Here is a 17,365-nt window from a genome sequence, read left to right as displayed (position 1 = left end):
GGGGCGGGCTTTCGCCGTTAAAGCGGGACTTGCTTGGGCCATCGACTAAAGTTGTGTCAATGTCTAGATTATTTGGAACCGATGGAGTCCGGGGCCTGGCGAACGGTTTGCTGACCGCCGAGCTCGCGTTGCAGCTGGCCCAGGCCGCCGCCGTCGTGCTTGGCCATGACCGCAACACGACCGGGAACCGGCCGCGCGCCGTGGTGGCACGCGACCCCCGGGCCAGCGGCGAGTTCATCGCGGCCGCCGTCGAGGCGGGCCTTTCAAGCTCGGGGATCGACGTCTACGACGCCGGCGTGCTCCCCACCCCGGCAGCCGCCTACCTGGTGGCGGACCTCGACGCCGACTTCGGCGTCATGATTTCCGCCTCCCACAACCCCGCGCCGGACAACGGCATCAAATTCTTCGCCCGCGGCGGCCAGAAGCTGCCCGACGACGTCGAGGACGCCATCGAAGTGCAGCTCGACAAGGAGCCCTTCCGGCCCGTCGGCGGCGAGGTGGGACGGATCCAGCGCTTCTCCGACGCCGAAGACCGCTACATCGTTCACCTGCTCGGCACGCTTCCGCACCGCCTGGACGGCCTGACGGTGGTCCTGGACTGCGCCCACGGCGCCGCCAGCGGCTGTTCCCCGCAGGTGTTCAAGGACGCCGGCGCCAACGTGATCGTCATCGGCGCCGAACCGGACGGACTCAACATCAACGAAGGGGTCGGGTCCACCCACCTCGGCCCGCTCAAGCGCGCCGTCCTGGACCACGGGGCGGACCTCGGGATCGCCCACGACGGCGACGCCGACCGTTGCCTTGCTGTGGACCACGAAGGCAACGAGGTGGACGGCGATCAGATCATGGCCGTCCTGGCCGTCGCCCTCAAAGCCTCGGGAAAGCTCAAGGACGACGTCCTTGTGGCCACGGTCATGAGCAACCTCGGCCTGAAGCTCGCCCTCCGCGATGCCGGGATCAGCCTGCGCGAAACCGGGGTAGGGGACCGCTACGTTCTCGAGGAGATGCGCAACGGCGGGTTCAGCCTGGGCGGCGAACAGTCGGGCCACGTGATTTTTGCCGACTACGCCACCACCGGCGACGGCGTGCTGACCGGCTTGCAGCTTGCGGCCCAGGTGGCCCATACCGGGCGCCCGCTCAAGGATCTGGTCACCGTGATGACCAAGCTTCCCCAGGTCCTCATTAACGTCAAGGGCGTGGACCGCACGCGGGTGAAGGGTGATGCGGCGGTGGCGGAGGCTGTGGCCGCCGCCGAAGCCGAACTCGGCGACACCGGACGCGTCCTGTTGCGTCCGTCCGGCACCGAGCCCGTAGTGCGTGTGATGGTGGAGGCCGGAGACTTGGAAACCGCCCAGGGCGTCGCGGAACGCTTGGCCCAGGTGGTTCGGATCGAGCTCGCGCTGGCTCTCGTCTCTGAGTAGCCAGTCTGGGGAGAACCCGCGCAACCCGCTGCGGCCCTACCGGTAGGCGGGAGCGGCCCCGACGCCGAAGTATTGCTCCAATGTGGAGATGCCGCGGGTGAACATGTCCGTGGCCGCCCCAGTGCCGATGTAGCGCAGGTGCCAGGGCTCGTAGTAATACCCGGTGATCCCTTGCAGCATCCACGGGTAGCGGACCACGAAGCCGAAACGGTGGGCATTGGCCTTGGCCCACACGGCGGCCGGCTGTTGGGCAAAGCAGGGCTGAAAGCTGCACGCTCCGCCGCCGTCACCGATGTCGAACGACCAGCCTGTCTGGTGTTCTGAATAGCCCGGCCTGGCGGAGGCGGTGTCAGCATCGGCCCGGCCGCGGGACGCCGCGTAGCCGCCATAGATGGCCGTCTGCGTCGTGAAGGAACGGTACCCGCTGGCCAAGGTGATGGTGACGCCGTCGGCAGCCGCGGCTGCGAACATCTTCTCCGCCGCGGCCGCCGTCGTGCTGTTCAGCAGCGCCGCCTCGCCCGACGTGGCCAGGCGAACCGCCGGCCGGGCCAGATCCGGCGGCACGAAAGTGGCGGGGGAGAGCGGCCGGTGCTTGTTGACCACCACCCACGGGCTGGCAGGGTCCGTCAGTGAATGCTGTGGGCCCGGCGCCGCGGCCGACGGCGACGGCGCTGCCTTAGGCCGCGTGGGTGTGGGCGTGGTTGTGGGGGCCGGCGTCGCGGGCGCCGGGCTGGCCGGAAGCGGGGAGGTCGACGCCGTAGCAGTGGCGGTCTGCGTCGCGCTGCCGGTGCCCGGGCTCAGGCCAGGTGTCGGGCCGGGCGTGCCGGCCGGCTCGGCAGCCGGATCGGGCGTGCAGGCCGCCAGTGCCGCGAGGCCGGTGCCCGCCAACAGGAGCCGGGTGAACACCCGACGGCTCGGTGCATCCGCGCCGGTTCCCCGCCGCACAAACGCCTCGCCTCCCCCGTTGTGGCACATCCGTGCTAGACCTTCCTCAGCAGCATCCGCCGGATCGAGTGGTCCGAGTCCTTGGTGAGAACCAGTTGCGCCCGGCCCCGGGTCGGGAGGACATTCTCCTCCAGGTTCGGTTCGTTGATCCGCTTCCAAATGTCACGGGCCGTCTGTTCGGCGTCGGCGTCGGAGAGGGTGGCGTAGCGGTGGAAGTAAGATTCCGGCTGGGCGAAGGCCGTGCTCCGCAGTTTGCGGAAGCGGTCCACATACCACTCCTCGATATAGGAGGTCTTCGCGTCGACGTAGATGGAGAAGTCGAAGAAATCACTGAGGGCCAAGCCCTGCCGGCCGTCCTGCCGCGGCCTGGCCGGCGCCAGGACATTCAGGCCCTCGACAATCAGCACGTCCGGCCGGCGCACCACCACTTCCTTGCCCGGCACGATGTCGTAGGTCACGTGGGAGTACCACGGCGCCCGGACTTCTTCGGCGCCGCTCTTGATCTCGCTCACGAACCGGAGCAGGGCCCGACGGTCGTACGACTCAGGGAAACCCTTGCGCTCCAGCAGTTGCCGGCGCTTGAGCTCGGCGAGGGGATAGAGGAAACCGTCGGTGGTGATGAGCTCCACGTTGGGGGTGCCCGGCCAGCGCCGCAGCATTTCCCGCAACACGCGGGCGATCGTAGATTTGCCCACGGCGACCGAACCGGCCACACCGATCACGAACGGTGTGCGCTGGGTGTTTTCGCCCAAGAACGTGGTGGTGGCTGCGTGCAGTTGGCCCGCGGCCTCCACATAGAGATGCAGGAGCCGTGAGAGGGGCAGGTAAACCTCGCGCACTTCCCTCATGTCGAGCGGGTCGCCGAGGCCGCGAAGGCGGAACACGTCCTCTTCGTTGAGGGGCTGCTCCATCTGGGCAGCGAGCCGGGACCAGGTCTGCCGGTCCAGCTCCACGAACGGGGAGACACCTTCCCCGTTCGCTTCATTGCGTTGCAAAGTCACCCTAGAGATTCTGCCCTTCGCGGAGCCGAGAGCGAAATGGACTGGCCGGTGGGAGCCGGAACGGGCGTGCCGAAGCGCGGCATTCGGCCGTCCCCTCGGTCCTGTCACACGTCTTCGCTCCCGCAAACCCGCTAGGCTTATGTCCATGTGTGGAATCGTTGGATATGTGGGCCACTCAGATGGCCGGGTAAATGCTGGACACAATGCCTTGGACGTTGTCCTCGAAGGTTTGCGGCGCCTGGAGTACCGGGGCTACGACTCTGCGGGCATCGCAGTGGTTGCCGACGGCACCATTTCTTCCCGGAAGAAGTCGGGCAAACTGAGCAATCTCATTGCCGAGCTGGACGCCAGCCCGTTGCCGGAGTCCCTCACGGGGATCGGCCACACGCGCTGGGCGACGCACGGCGGTCCGACGGACCAGAACGCGCACCCGCACCTGTCCGACGGCGGCCGGCTGGCGCTGATCCACAACGGCATCATCGAGAACTTTGCCGAACTCAAGCAGGAACTCCTGCGCAAGGGCGTGGTCTTCCAGTCCGAGACCGACACTGAAGTGGCGGCCGCCCTGCTCGGCGACATCTACCGGAACCAGATGGGCGGCGACGCTGCCAAGGGCGGACTCACCCGCGCCATGCAGCTTGCCTGCCAGCGGCTCGAGGGCGCGTTCACCCTGCTGGCCATCCACGCCGACCAGCCGGACGTGGTGGTCGCCGCCCGCCGGAACTCGCCGCTCGTCGTAGGCCTCGGCGAGGGCGAGAACTTCCTCGGCTCCGACGTCTCGGGCTTTATCGACTACACCCGGCGCGCTGTGGAACTCGGCCAGGACCAGATCGTCACGATCACCGCCGACGCCGTGGAGATCACCGACTTCTACGGCGCTCCCGCCGAAGGCAAGGAGTACCACGTCAACTGGGACCCGGCCTCCGCGGAGAAGGGCGGCTTCCCGTCCTTCATGGAAAAGGAAATCCACGACCAGCCCGACGCCGTGCTGCAGACCCTGCTGGGCCGCTCCGACATCCACGGCAGGCTGACGCTCGACGAGCTCCGGGTCGATCCGGAACTGCTCAAGAACGTCGACAAGATCATCGTCCTGGCGTGCGGCACCTCCGCCTACGCCGGCCAGGTGGCGAAGTACGCGATCGAGCACTGGTGCCGGATTCCCACCGAGGTCGAACTCTCGCACGAGTTCCGTTACCGGGACCCGATCGTGGACGAGAACACCCTGATTGTTTCCATCTCCCAGTCCGGCGAGACCATGGACACCCTCATGGCTGTCCGGTACGCCAAGGAACAGGGCGCCAAGACGGTCTCAATCTGCAACACCAACGGGTCCACCATCCCGCGTGAATCCGACGCCGTGCTGTACACGCACGCCGGCCCCGAGATCGCCGTCGCCTCGACCAAGGCATTCCTTGCCCAGATCACCGCCGCGTACCTGCTGGGCCTTTATTTGGCACAGCTGCGCGGCAACAAGTTCCAGGGCGAGATCAAGGACGTCTTGGCCGACCTCGGCAAGATCCCGGCCAAGATCCAGCACATCCTCGACAACGAGGCCCAGATCAAGGACCTCGGCGAATCCATGGCCGGGGCCAAGTCCGTGCTGTTCCTGGGCCGCCACGTCGGGTTCCCGGTCGCGATGGAGGGCGCGCTGAAGCTCAAGGAGCTGGCCTACATCCACGCCGAGGGCTTTGCCGCAGGTGAGCTCAAGCACGGCCCGATCGCACTGATCGAAGAAGGCCAGCCCGTCTTCGTGGTGGTTCCCTCCCCGCGCGGCAGCGACTCACTGCACTCCAAGGTGGTCTCCAACATCCAGGAAGTCCGCGCCCGCGGCGCCCGGACGATCGTGATCGCCGAGGAAGGCGACGAGGCCGTCAAGGCCTACGCCGAGCACGTGTTCTACATCCCGGAGACCCCCACGCTCCTGGCTCCGTTGCTTGCCACGGTTCCGCTGCAGATCTTCGCCCTCGCACTCGCCTCGGCCAAGGGGTACGACGTGGACCAGCCACGCAACCTGGCCAAGAGCGTGACCGTAGAATAACGCCATGATTGTTGGCATAGGCGTAGACGTCGTAGATATTGAGCGGTTCGGGCGCCAGCTCGAGCGCACCCCGGGACTGCGCGACCGGTTGTTCGTTCCTGCCGAGCGGGAACTGAACACCCGGTCCCTCGCCGCGCGGTTCGCGGCGAAGGAAGCCGTGGCCAAGGTCCTCGGGGCGCCGGCCGGCATGAACTGGCAGGACTGCTGGATCGGGCTGGACCAGAACGGGCCCACCGTCCAGGTCAAGGGCACGGTGCTGGCCGTGGCGGAGTCCAAGGGCGTCAAACGGTGGCACCTGTCAATGAGCCACGACGGCGGGATCGCCACCGCAACCGTGGTCGCCGAAGGCTAAGCCGGCTGTCCTGGCAGAACCCGAGCGTCCGCATTCCCCAGTGACCGCACCGCGAACGGACTGAAACCATGATCAGCGCCTACACCGGAACCCAGATACGGGAAGCCGAGAAGCCTTTTCTCGACGACCGGCTGGGCTCCGGTGCGGGCGCTGTTCTCATGCAACGGGCCGCGTACGGCCTCGCGAACGCCGTCGTCGGCGCCCTGCGCGGCCGCGGCCAGCGGCTCTACGGCGCCAGCGTGGCCGTGCTGGCGGGCAAGGGCAACAACGGCGGGGACGGACTTTTCGCCGCGGCGCTGCTGGCCCGCCGCGGCATGCGGACGACGGCGGTGCTCACCGCCGGCGCTGCGCACGACGCCGGGCTGGCCGCATTCCGGCAGGCCGGCGGACATGTTCTGGTCCTGACCGCGGAGAACGCCGCCGACCTTGCCGCGACGGCCGGCGGCGCCGACGTCGTGATCGATGCGGTCCTCGGCACCGGGGCGCAGGGCGGCCTGCGGGGGCCGCCCGCCGGGCTGGTCGAGGCGCTGGCAGGTTCCAGACCGCCCCTCGTGGTGGCCTGCGACATCCCCAGCGGCGTCGACGCGGACACAGGAGAGGCGCACGCGCCGGTTCTGGCCGCTGACCTGACGGTGACGTTCGGCGCCGCCAAGGCTGGCCTGCTCGCGGACCCCGGCGCGGACTTTGCCGGCCGCGTGCAGGTCATTCCGATCGGAATCGAAGCAGCGCTGCCATGGCCGGCCCTGCGGCGGCTTGAGGCTGAGGACCTTTCCGCCCTGCTGCCGCGCCCGGCGCGGCGGGCGCACAAGTACACCAGGGGAGTGCTGGGCGTGGTCGCCGGCTCCGCCGCCTATCCCGGCGCCGCGGTGCTGGCCTGCAAGGGCGCCCTGGCGGCCGGCGTCGGCATGGTGCGCTACCTCGGGCCGGCTGACGTCGCAGACCTCGTCCGGCAGTCCTGCCCCGAGGTGGTGTGCAGCGCCGGCACCGTGGCGGACTCCCGCGTCCAGGCCTGGCTCGTCGGCCCCGGACTGGACGACTCGGATGAGCAGCAGCTGCAGCGCGCCCGCGACGCAGCAGACTCGGGCTTGCCGACGATCGCCGACGCCGGCGCACTGCCCGCACTGCCTGATGTCCTGGCCCCGCAAGTGATCCTGACACCCCACGCTGGCGAACTGTCAACGTTGCTGCAGCGCCTCGGGGCCGCAGTGGACCGCTCCGCGGTGGAGGCATCCACGCTCAGCGCGGTGCGGCGGGCTGCGGGTCTGACCGAAGCAACCGTGCTGCTCAAGGGCGCCACGACCCTGGTGGCGTCCCCCTATCAGGACTTCTTCAGCCAGTCCGAGGGCACCCCCTGGATCGCCACGGCAGGCAGCGGTGACGTCCTGGCGGGCGTTATCGGTGCGCTGCTGGCCCAGGTGGGGGCCGACGTCGGGCGCTTCGGCGGGCATGGCATCGACCCCGACGCCCGATGGGCGGCGATCGCGGCGATGGCAGCCAGCGTCCACGGTCTGGCAGGCGTCCGGGCTTCCCACGGCGGGCCGGTGACGGCAACGGCGATTGCCCGTGCCGTGCCGGAGGTGATGCGGCAGCTGTAATAATCGGGCGCCTTCAGTGCGCAGAGGAAAATACTAACCCTACTTACAAGTAGTCTGTCTAGAGAATATTCGTCACGCACGAGGAGTACACATGGAAGTCTGGCCCGGAACGGCTTACCCGCTGGGAGCCACTTTTGACGGCACTGGCACCAATTTTGCCCTGTTCAGCGAACGCGCCGAGCGGGTGGAGCTCTGCCTCCTGGCCGACGACCTGAGCGAGACGCGGATCGAGCTGACCGAGGTGGACGGTTACGTCTGGCATTGCTACCTCCCGCAGATCCAGCCCGGCCAGAAGTACGGCTACCGGGTGCACGGACCGTACGATCCGGCAAGCGGAAACCGCTTCAACGCGAACAAGCTGCTCATGGACCCCTACGCCAAGGCCATTCAGGGACAGATCGACTGGGATCCGGCGCTTTTCTCCTACGAATTCGGCGACCCCGATTCGCGCAACGACGCTGATTCGGCGCCGCACACCATGCACGGTGTGGTCATCAACCCGTTCTTCGAGTGGGACGGGGACCGCCAGCTGCGCGTCCCGTACCACGAGTCGGTCATCTATGAGGCGCACGTCAAGGGCCTGACCGAGCTGCACCCGGAAATCCCCGAGGAGCAGCGCGGCACCTACGCAGGCGTCGCCCACCCGGCCGTCATTGAGCACCTCAAGAAGCTCGGCGTCACGGCGATCGAGCTTATGCCGGTGCACCAGTTCGTGAACGACGGCACCCTGGTGGAGAAGGGCCTCAACAACTACTGGGGTTACAACACCATCGGCTTCTTCGCCCCGCAGAACACCTACAGCTCCTCCGGCGACGTGGGACACCAGGTCCAGGAATTCAAGGCCATGGTCCGCGAGCTGCACCGGGCCGGCATCGAGGTCATTCTCGACGTCGTTTATAACCACACCGCCGAAGGCAACCACCTGGGCCCCACGCTGTCCTTCAAGGGCATCGACAACCAGGCCTACTACCGCCTGGTCGACGGCGACCTGAAGCACTACATGGACTACACCGGCACCGGCAACTCGCTCAACGTCCGGCACCCGCATTCGCTGCAGCTGCTGATGGACTCCCTGCGCTACTGGGTCACGGAAATGCACGTGGACGGTTTCCGCTTCGACCTGGCCTCCACCCTGGCCCGCGAGTTCTACGACGTCGACAAGCTCTCCACCTTCTTCGAACTGATCCAACAGGACCCGATCGTCTCCCAGGTGAAGCTCATCGCCGAGCCGTGGGACGTCGGCCCCGGCGGCTACCAGGTGGGCAACTTCCCGCCGCAGTGGACCGAATGGAACGGCAAGTACCGCGACACCGTCCGCGACTTCTGGCGCGGCGAACCGTCCACGCTGGGCGAATTCGCGTCCCGCCTGACCGGCTCCGCGGACCTCTACGAGAGCTCCGCCCGACGCCCGGTGGCCTCGATCAACTTCGTCACCGCCCACGACGGCTTCACCATGCGGGACCTCGTGTCCTACAACGAGAAGCACAACGAGGCCAACGGCGAAGGCAACAACGACGGCGAATCGCACAACCGGTCCTGGAACTGCGGCGCGGAAGGCGACACCGACGACGACACCGTGCTGACCTTGCGCGCCCGCCAGCAGCGGAACTTCATCGCCACGCTGCTGCTCTCGCAGGGCGTCCCGATGCTGCTGCACGGCGACGAGCTCGGACGGACGCAGCAGGGCAACAACAACACCTACTGCCAGGACTCCGAGCTGAGCTGGGTGCACTGGGAAGCCATGGACCAGCCGCTGGTTGAGTTCACCGCCTTCGTCAACAAGATCCGCCACGACCACCCCATCTTCCGCCGCAGCCGTTTCTTCGACGGCAGGCCGGTGGTTCGCGGTGAGGGCGAGAAGCTGCCCGACATCGTCTGGCTTAAGACCGACGGCACCGGAATGCTGCCGGAAGACTGGGACAGCGGATTCGGCCGGACCATCGGAGTGTTCTACAACGGCCACGGCATTCAGGAGCAGGACTCCCGGGGCCGCCGGATCACCGACGACAGCTTCCTGATGGCCTTCAACGCCCACGACGACAACGTGGACTTTGTGCTGCCCAACGACGAGTACTCGCCGTTCTGGGAGATCCTCGTGGACACCGCGGACCAGGCCGACACGGACGAACCGCTCAAGGCAGGGTCCACCATGAAGCTGGCGGCCAAGTCGATGGCTGTGCTCCGCGCCTACTCCGGGCCCGAGGTGGAAGTGGATTACTCTGCGGCCGCATCCCTGGCCTCAATGGCCGAGCATGAGGACGCCCAGGAGGAGATGGCGGAGGCCCAGGCCGAAGCTGCTGTGACCAGCGCGGCGAAAGCTGCCGCCAAATGAGGACGCCGGTCTCCACCTACCGGCTGCAGATCCGTCCCGGCTTCACGCTGCAGGACGCCGCGCAGGCCGTGCCGTACCTGAAGTCGTTGGGCGTGGACTGGATCTATCTTTCGCCGATCCTGACCGCCGAGCAGGGCTCGGACCACGGCTACGACGTCACCGATCCGTCCGCCATCGATCCTGACCGGGGCGGACCGGAAGGCCTGCTGGCGGCATCGGCGGCGGCACGCGAGGCGGGCATGGGGGTGCTCGTGGATATCGTGCCGAACCACGTCGGCGTCGCTACACCGGCCCAGAACCCGTGGTGGTGGTCGCTCCTGAAGGAGGGGCGGCAGTCGCCCTACGCGCAGGCGTTCGACGTCGACTGGGACTTCGGCGGCGGCCGGGTCAGGCTCCCGGTGCTGGGCGAGGACTCGGACCTGGACGCGCTCGAGATCCGGGACGGGGAACTGCGCTACTACGATCACCGCTTTCCGCTCGCGGAGGGGACCTATACCGCAGGTGACTCCGCTGCCGATGATCCCCGCGCGGTCCACGACCGTCAGCACTATGAGCTGATTGGCTGGCGCCGGGCGGATACGGACCTGAACTACCGCAGGTTCTTTGCCGTCAACAGCCTGGCCGGGATCCGGGTGGAGCTTCCCGAGGTCTTCGACGAAGCCCACGCGGAAGTGGTGCGCTGGTTCCGCGACGGACTCGTAGACGGGCTGCGGATCGACCACCCGGACGGCCTGGCCGATCCGGCGGGTTATCTGCACCGGCTGCGCGAGGTCACCGGCGGCAGCTACCTCCTGATCGAGAAGATCCTCGAGCCGGGGGAGGTCCTGCCCGCCGGCTTCGAGTGCGAGGGCACCACGGGCTATGACGCCCTCGCGGACGTGGACCGGGTGTTCGTCGACGCCGCCGGCCAAGGCGGGCTGGACGCGCTCGACGCCGAGCTGCGCGGCGGCCAGGTGGCCGACTACGAGGAGATGATCCGGGGGACCAAACGCCGGATCACGGACGGGATCCTGCACTCGGAAATGCTCCGGCTGGCACGGCTGGTCCCGGCCGGCGCCGGGTTGACCCAGGACGCCGCGGCGGACGCGCTGTCCGAGATCATCGCGGCATTCCCGGTGTACCGCAGCTACCTGCCTGAAGGCGCCGACGTGCTCCGGGAGGCGTGCGAACTGGCTGTCCGGCGCCGCCCGGACCTCGCCGACGCCGTCGGGGCCCTGCTTCCGCACCTGCTCGATGCGGATGCCGAACTCGGCCTGCGTTTCCAGCAGACCTCCGGCATGGTGATGGCCAAGGGCGTGGAGGACACGGCGTTCTTCCGCTACACCCGGCTGGGCACCCTGACCGAAGTCGGCGCCGACCCCACGGAATTCGCCGTCGCCCCCGGGGAGTTCCACACCCGGATGGCCCGCCGCCAGGCCGAGCTGCCCTTGTCCATGACGACCCTCAGCACCCACGACACGAAGCGCAGCGAGGACACCCGCGCCCGGATCTCGGTCCTCGCGGAGCTGGCTCCGGAATGGCAGGCGTCCCTGCGGCGGCTGCAGAAGCTGGCGCCGCTGCCCGACGGGCCTCTGGCGAACCTGCTGTGGCAGGCTGTGGCAGGGGTCTGGCCGGCGGACCGCGACCGGCTGCAGTCCTACGCGCAAAAAGCGGCCCGGGAGGCCGGGAACTCGACCGACTGGATTGATCCCGACGAGGCCTTCGAAGCGAAGCTCGCGGCCGCCGTCGACGCCGCCTTCGACAACCCGGCCGTGACGGCGGAGCTGGAATCCCTCGTGGCCCTGCTGGCGCCGTACGGGGCCGTCAACTCGCTCGGCGCCAAGCTCGTGCAGCTCACCATGCCCGGCGTGCCGGACGTGTACCAGGGCACCGAGTTCTGGGACCGCTCGCTGACGGATCCGGACAACCGCCGGCCCTTCGACTTCGGTGAGCGCCAGCGCGCCCTCGCCGCGCTCGACGCCGGCGAGCGTCCGGCGTCGTACCTGGACGACGCGGCGAAACTCCTGGTCACCTCCCGGGCCCTGCGGCTGCGGCGGGACCGGCCGGAGCTGTTTACCGGGTACACCCCGGTCACCGCCACCGGCGCCGCTGCTGCGCACCTGCTCGCCTTTGACCGCGGAACGTCCTCGGCCCCGGGTGCGGTGACGCTCGCCACCCGGCTTCCGCGCGGCCTCGAGCAGCGTGGCGGGTGGCAGGACACGGCGATCCAGCTTGCCTCGGCCATGACCGATGAGCTGACCGGCAACACCTATGGCCCCGGCCGCGTGGCCGTCGGGGAGGTCCTGCGGGACTATCCCGTGGCCCTCCTGGCGCCGGTGGCCTAAGCAACTTTTTAGCACCGATAAGCATCGACATTGGGGAACGGAAGAAAGCCATGACCTTGCCTGACCACGGAACCGAACGCTTCGACCTCTGGGCACCGCGGGCGGCCGGCGTGACACTGCTCGCCGGCGGCCGGATGTATGACATGAACCGGCGAGGCGGTGAGGCGCCCGGCTGGTGGACCGCTCCGGGGGCGCCGGTCTCCGGGGAGGTCGACTACGGCTACCTCGTGGACGGGGACCCCACACCGCTGCCGGACCCGCGGTCCCGGCGCCAGCCCGAGGGCGTGCACGCCCTCTCCCGCACGTTCGACGCCGGCCAGCACCAATGGGCTGACGGCCAGTGGGCGGGGCGGGGGCTCGAGGGCGCCGTCATTTACGAACTCCACGTGGGCACCTTCACCCCGGAGGGAACCCTGGACGCCGCTGCCGGGAAGCTGCAGTACCTGGCGGAGCTGGGCATCGACGTTGTGGAGCTCCTGCCGGTCAACGGGTTCAACGGCACCCACAACTGGGGCTACGACGGCGTCCTCTGGTATGCCGTGCACGAGGGCTACGGCGGCCCGGCGGCGTACCAGCGCTTCGTGGACGCCGCCCACGCCGCCGGCCTGGGCGTCATCCAGGACGTGGTGTACAACCACCTCGGCCCCAGCGGCAACTACCTTCCGCGGTTCGGGCCCTACCTCAAATCCGGGGAGGGCAACACCTGGGGCGACTCGGTCAATTTGGACGGGCCGGACTCCGACGAGGTCCGGCGCTACATCCTGGACAACGCCGCGATGTGGCTGCGGGACTACCACGTGGACGGCCTGCGGCTCGATGCCGTGCACGCCTTCAAGGACGAGCGCGCCGTCCACCTGCTGGAGGACTTCGGCGCCCTGGCGGACGCCGTCTCGGCGGAAACGGGCCGCCCGGCTTCCATGATCGCCGAGTCCGACCTGAACAACCCGCGCCTGCTCTACCCCCGTGGCGCCAACGGCTACGGACTGGCCGGGCAGTGGAGCGACGACTTCCACCACGCGGTCCACGTCAACGTCAGCGGCGAGACCACCGGCTACTACGAGGACTTCAATTCGCTGGGAGCCCTGGCCAAGGTCCTGTCCAAGGGCTTCTTCCACGACGGCAGCTACTCGAGCTTCCGCGGACGCCATCACGGCCGGCCCATCGACGAGTCCCTGGCCCATCCGGCCGCCCTCGTGGTCTGCAGCCAGAACCACGACCAGATCGGCAACCGGGCCACCGGGGACCGGCTGTCCCAGACGCTGGGATACGGTCCTTTGGCGCTCGCCGCCGTCGCGACCTTGACGTCCCCTTTCACGCCCATGCTGTTCATGGGCGAGGAGTACGGCGCCACTACCCCCTGGCAGTTCTTCACGTCCCACCCGGAACCGGAGCTGGGCAAGGCCACCGCCGAGGGCCGGATCAGGGAGTTCGAACGCATGGGGTGGGACCCCGCCGTCGTTCCCGACCCTCAGGATCCTGAGACGTTCACGCGGTCCAAACTCAACTGGTCCGAGGCCGTGGAAGGGGACCACGCCCGGCTCCTGGAGCTGTACCGGGCGCTCATCGCCCTGCGCCGGGCCACGCCGGAGCTCGCCGGGCTTGGCTTCGAGGGCACCGAGGTGGACTTCAGCGAGGAGGACGGCTGGCTCCTGCTCCGGCGCGGGCGCACCCAGGTGGCCATGAATTTCTCAGCCGAGCCCCTGTTGCTCGGCGTCCGGGGCGGGTCCATCGCCCTGGCCACCGACGACGCCGTCCGGCTCGATGCCTCCGCGCCGGACGGCGGACAGCTCGAGCTTCCGGGCCACAGCGCCGCCATTCTCACCAATGAGGCAGGATAGAACGTATGACTTATTTGGCAGCTGACACCCGCTACGATTCCATGCCCTACCGCCGCGTCGGCCGCAGCGGACTGAAACTCCCGGCCATCTCGCTGGGCCTGTGGCACAACTTCGGCGACGACAAGCCCTTCGAGGTGCAGCGCGCCATCCTGCGCCGCGCCTTCGACCTCGGCGTCAACCACTTCGACCTCGCCAACAACTACGGCCCCGGGGCGGGGTCGGCGGAGACCAACTTCGGCCGCCACCTGAAGGATGATTTCGCCCCGTACCGCGACGAGCTCATCATCTCGACCAAGGCCGGCTACAACATGTGGCCGGGCCCGTTCGGCGAGTGGGGATCCCGCAAGTACCTCCTGGCCAGCCTGGACCAGTCGCTGAACCGCATGGGCCTGGATTACGTGGACATCTTCTACAGCCACCGCCCGGACCCCGAGACGCCGATGGAAGAGACCATGGGCGCCCTGGACCAGGCCGTGCGCTCCGGCAAGGCCCTGTACGCCGGCATCTCCTCCTACACCCCGGAGCAGACCCTCGAGGCCGCGCGGATCCTGAAGGACCTCGGCACGCCGCTGCTGATCCACCAGCCCAGCTACTCCATGCTGAACCGCTGGACCGAGAACGGCACGCCGAACCTCTACGAGGCGCTGGAGCAGGTGGGCGCCGGGTCCATTGCCTTCTCGCCGCTGGCGCAGGGCATGCTCACCGACCGGTACCTCAAGGGCATCCCGGCCGACTCGCGCGCGGCCCAGGACAAGTCCCTGAACGAGTCCACCATCACGGAGGACAAGCTGAACCGCGTCCGCGGTTTGCAGCGGATCGCCGAAGGACGCGGCCAGTCGCTCGCGCAGATGGCCATCGCCTGGATCCTCCGCGAACAGGGCAAGGGCTCCTCCGTGACCTCCGCCCTCGTCGGTGCGTCCAGCGTCCGCCAGCTCGAGGACACGCTGTCCGCCATCAACAACCTCGGATTCTCGGCGGACGAGCTCGACGCGATCGATGAGTTCGCCGTCGAATCCGACATCAATCTGTGGGCCCAGAAGTAGCCGGCCCCGCCAGCTGAGCACCGCAGCTGACACCACCGCCGGGGTCGCAGGGAACAACTGCGGCCCCGGCGGTGTTGACTAGACTACTAAGGGCGCCTGACGGCGCCGTGTCCGCCAGCCGCCCGCATAAAACTGGTGCAGTACATCAGAGTGCGGCCGCGCCGGTCAGCCTTGTCCTCTAAAGGAGTTCCGTGTCTTCACATCCGATTCGTGTTGCAATCGTCGGCGTAGGTAACTGCGCCGCTTCGCTGGTCCAGGGCGTCCAGTACTACAAGGACGCCGACCCCCAGGCCACGGTTCCGGGCCTGATGCACGTGGAGTTCGGCCAGTACCACGTCGGCGACGTCCAGTTCGTTGCGGCGTTCGACGTCGACGGCAAGAAGGTCGGCCAGGACCTGTCCGCCGCCATCCTGGCCAGCGAGAACAACACCATCAAGATCGCCGACGTCCCGCCGGCCGGTGTCACCGTCCAGCGCGGCCCCACCCTGGACGGCCTCGGCAAGTACTACCTCGAGACCATCGAGCAGTCCCCGGAGGAGCCGGTCGACGTCGTCCAGGCCCTCAAGGACGCCCAGGTTGACGTCATGGTCTGCTACCTGCCCGTCGGGTCCCAGGCGGCCGCCGAGTTCTACGCCCAGTGCGCGATCGATGCCGGCGTGGCTTTCGTGAACGCCCTGCCGGTGTTCATTGCCGGCACCAAGGAGTGGGCCGACAAGTTCACCGCCGCGGGCGTGCCGATCGTGGGCGATGACATCAAGAGCCAGATCGGCGCGACCATCACGCACCGCGTCATGGCCAAGCTGTTCGAGGACCGCGGCGTCACCCTGGACCGCACGTACCAGCTGAACGTCGGCGGCAACATGGACTTCAAGAACATGTTGGAGCGCGACCGCCTCGAGTCCAAGAAGATCTCCAAGACCCAGGCCGTGACCTCCAACGTCGAGGCCGAGCTCGCCGCCAAGGACGTCCACATCGGCCCGTCCGACTACGTCCAGTGGCTCGATGACCGCAAGTGGGCGTTCGTCCGCCTCGAGGGCCGCAACTTCGGCGACGCCCCGGTGTCCCTGGAGTACAAGCTCGAAGTCTGGGACTCGCCCAACTCCGCCGGCGTGATCATCGACGCCATCCGTGCCGCCAAGATCGGCCTGGACCGCGGCATCGGCGGCCCGCTGCTTTCGGCGTCGAGCTACTTCATGAAGTCCCCGCCGGAACAGTTCAACGACGACCTCGCCCGTGAAAAGGTCGAGGCCTTCATCCGCGGCGACCTGGAGCGCTAACCCGCCCCCCGCGCCTGCCTCCCGGACGCTCCCTCACGTTTGGCATGTTCCAACCCGACGCTCCCTCACCAATGGTGGGGGAGCGTCGTCGTTTTCGGATCGGGTCCGGAGACGCTCCCTCACTTTTGGTCGATACCGACCCGATCCTCCCTCACGTTTTGCCGGCATCGGGGGCTCGCTGCCTCAGATTGCGCTGGAAAAGCCAGCCGCGGCCGGCGGACTGAGGTATGAGGTGCGGAGGATTCGCTTCATCTTGGTGACGGCGCCGGAGAAGCCATCCGCGAGGTCATCTTTTGTCAGGACGAGCACTGTCCATCCCGCTGCCTCGAAGGCCTTGTCACGGCGGCGGTCGCTGAAGATCTGTGCGGGGAGAAGGTGGTGGCCGCCGTCGTACTGAACCGCCAGCCGCCGACGGCGATATCCAAGGTCCGCCGTCGGGGCGGCAGGACTGTCCGGTCGCAGCGGGAGCTGCAGTTCCGGTTCCGGGAGCCCGGCGTCGCGCATCGCTAGCCGCAGCAACGTCTCCGGCGCCGAATCCGAGCCCACGCGCATCAAGTCCAGTGCCCCACGGGCGCGGACGATTCCCTGCAGGTTCGGGTGACGGCCCACCATCCGGCGCAGCTCATCGATGGTCGCAAAGGGATCACTACGCCCTTCCAACTCCAGCCGGGGAATCCGCACCAGCTCGTCACCCATGCAGACCAACTCCGGCAGGCCCAACCGCAGGGCGAGGTCGAGCCACGTCCGGGAGCGCGTGCTGATCCGGATCCCGTCCACTGTTTCGACCTCGCCCTCTAACGCAAGAACCGTGTGTCCGAGGATGCCTTTGCGCCGGACCTCGGGGAGCGCCCGCGGCTTGCTCAGGTGTAGCTCCTCCGAGTCCGAGAGCCATGGAGGCAATATCTGGCATCGGAGCCTGGCGGCGGTGACGTGGGAGATCCAGGCGCCGGACGACGCTGCGGCCAACGCTCGAGCCGCCGCCTCCAGCTCGAAGTTCCAATCCGCGGGCCGGTAGAGACCCCGGCTGATGTGAATTACGTCGGAGTGCCTGAGTCTGGTTCTCGGCACTCCCAAGGACCTAGCATCCGCGATGGTAAACGGTGCTGCGCTGAGTGGACCGGGAAGCTTCGGAAGCTTTTCCATGCTGGCATTTTGAACCTATTTGGAAAGCCGCGCAGAAGTTATCCACAGATGTCCCG

General features: G+C 68.0%; 12 protein-coding genes. 9 read left to right on the top strand and 3 right to left on the bottom strand.

Annotated features, from left to right (window positions below):
- Positions 1-59: 59 nt before the first annotated feature.
- Positions 60-1,421, top strand: a complete 1,362-nt coding sequence (gene glmM / locus AB4Y72_RS04860; protein ID WP_441425046.1) for a phosphoglucosamine mutase — start codon at positions 60-62, stop codon at positions 1,419-1,421.
- 36 nt (positions 1,422-1,457) lie between these two features.
- Here the strand turns inward: glmM and AB4Y72_RS04855 are convergent, their stop codons facing one another.
- Entirely contained in the window at positions 1,458-2,396 is a 939-nt protein-coding gene (locus AB4Y72_RS04855; RefSeq protein WP_441425045.1) for a M15 family metallopeptidase, read from the bottom strand.
- Between the two features lie 5 nt (positions 2,397-2,401).
- The gene (gene coaA, locus AB4Y72_RS04850) at positions 2,402-3,367 is read right to left on the bottom strand and encodes a type I pantothenate kinase (RefSeq protein ID WP_441425044.1); all 966 of its coding nucleotides are present in this window, start codon (positions 3,365-3,367) and stop codon (positions 2,402-2,404) included.
- Positions 3,368-3,512: 145 nt separating this feature from the next.
- Between coaA and glmS the strand changes: the two genes are divergently transcribed.
- The 8 genes from glmS (at position 3,513) to AB4Y72_RS04810 (ending at position 16,166) form a co-directional block, all read left to right on the top strand.
- Positions 3,513-5,405 carry a glutamine--fructose-6-phosphate transaminase (isomerizing) gene (glmS, locus tag AB4Y72_RS04845; protein ID WP_441425043.1) on the top strand — a complete coding sequence of 631 codons (1,893 nt, stop codon included), beginning with the start codon at positions 3,513-3,515 and terminating at the stop codon, positions 5,403-5,405.
- 4 nt (positions 5,406-5,409) lie between these two features.
- Positions 5,410-5,757 (top strand): holo-ACP synthase, encoded by a 348-nt coding sequence (locus AB4Y72_RS04840; RefSeq protein WP_018773713.1) that lies wholly within the window; start codon positions 5,410-5,412, stop codon positions 5,755-5,757.
- 68 nt (positions 5,758-5,825) lie between these two features.
- The gene (locus AB4Y72_RS04835; protein ID WP_441425042.1) at positions 5,826-7,352 is read left to right on the top strand and encodes an NAD(P)H-hydrate dehydratase; all 1,527 of its coding nucleotides are present in this window, start codon (positions 5,826-5,828) and stop codon (positions 7,350-7,352) included.
- 91 nt (positions 7,353-7,443) lie between these two features.
- Positions 7,444-9,684: a glycogen debranching protein GlgX gene (gene glgX, locus AB4Y72_RS04830; protein WP_441425041.1), complete on the top strand. Its 2,241-nt coding sequence runs from the start codon at positions 7,444-7,446 to the stop codon at positions 9,682-9,684.
- On the top strand, positions 9,681-12,008 hold the full coding sequence (gene treY / locus AB4Y72_RS04825; RefSeq protein WP_441425040.1) for a malto-oligosyltrehalose synthase: 2,328 nt from the start codon (positions 9,681-9,683) through the stop codon (positions 12,006-12,008). The genes glgX and treY overlap by 4 nt, the downstream gene beginning before the upstream one ends.
- A 50-nt stretch (positions 12,009-12,058) precedes the next feature.
- On the top strand, positions 12,059-13,846 hold the full coding sequence (treZ, locus tag AB4Y72_RS04820) for a malto-oligosyltrehalose trehalohydrolase (protein WP_441425039.1): 1,788 nt from the start codon (positions 12,059-12,061) through the stop codon (positions 13,844-13,846).
- 5 nt (positions 13,847-13,851) lie between these two features.
- A complete protein-coding gene (mgrA, locus tag AB4Y72_RS04815; protein WP_441425038.1) occupies positions 13,852-14,889 on the top strand; it encodes an L-glyceraldehyde 3-phosphate reductase in 1,038 nt (345 codons plus the stop codon).
- 191 nt (positions 14,890-15,080) lie between these two features.
- The gene (locus AB4Y72_RS04810) at positions 15,081-16,166 is read left to right on the top strand and encodes an inositol-3-phosphate synthase (protein WP_441425037.1); all 1,086 of its coding nucleotides are present in this window, start codon (positions 15,081-15,083) and stop codon (positions 16,164-16,166) included.
- Positions 16,167-16,349: 183 nt separating this feature from the next.
- Here AB4Y72_RS04810 and AB4Y72_RS04805 read toward each other — a convergent pair whose 3' ends face one another.
- Complete coding sequence (locus tag AB4Y72_RS04805; RefSeq protein ID WP_441425036.1) at positions 16,350-17,309, bottom strand: hypothetical protein; 960 nt, start codon at positions 17,307-17,309, stop codon at positions 16,350-16,352.
- Positions 17,310-17,365: the final 56 nt, after the last annotated feature.

Source organism: Arthrobacter sp. YAF34 (assembly GCF_052113245.1).
In the GTDB taxonomy this organism is placed as follows: Bacteria; Actinomycetota; Actinomycetes; order Actinomycetales; family Micrococcaceae; genus Arthrobacter.
This window is presented reverse-complemented; position numbering and strand designations above follow the sequence as displayed.

Coding starts and splice junctions, on each gene's coding strand:
- AB4Y72_RS04835 (WP_441425042.1), top strand. CDS start 5,826: ATGATCAGCGCCTACACCGGAACCCAGATACGGGAAGCCGAGAAGCCT.
- AB4Y72_RS04855 (WP_441425045.1), bottom strand. CDS start 2,396: ATGTGCCACAACGGGGGAGGCGAGGCGTTTGTGCGGCGGGGAACCGGC.
- AB4Y72_RS04840 (WP_018773713.1), top strand. CDS start 5,410: ATGATTGTTGGCATAGGCGTAGACGTCGTAGATATTGAGCGGTTCGGG.
- glgX (WP_441425041.1), top strand. CDS start 7,444: ATGGAAGTCTGGCCCGGAACGGCTTACCCGCTGGGAGCCACTTTTGAC.
- mgrA (WP_441425038.1), top strand. CDS start 13,852: ATGACTTATTTGGCAGCTGACACCCGCTACGATTCCATGCCCTACCGC.
- glmM (WP_441425046.1), top strand. CDS start 60: ATGTCTAGATTATTTGGAACCGATGGAGTCCGGGGCCTGGCGAACGGT.
- treY (WP_441425040.1), top strand. CDS start 9,681: ATGAGGACGCCGGTCTCCACCTACCGGCTGCAGATCCGTCCCGGCTTC.
- treZ (WP_441425039.1), top strand. CDS start 12,059: ATGACCTTGCCTGACCACGGAACCGAACGCTTCGACCTCTGGGCACCG.
- glmS (WP_441425043.1), top strand. CDS start 3,513: ATGTGTGGAATCGTTGGATATGTGGGCCACTCAGATGGCCGGGTAAAT.
- AB4Y72_RS04805 (WP_441425036.1), bottom strand. CDS start 17,309: ATGGAAAAGCTTCCGAAGCTTCCCGGTCCACTCAGCGCAGCACCGTTT.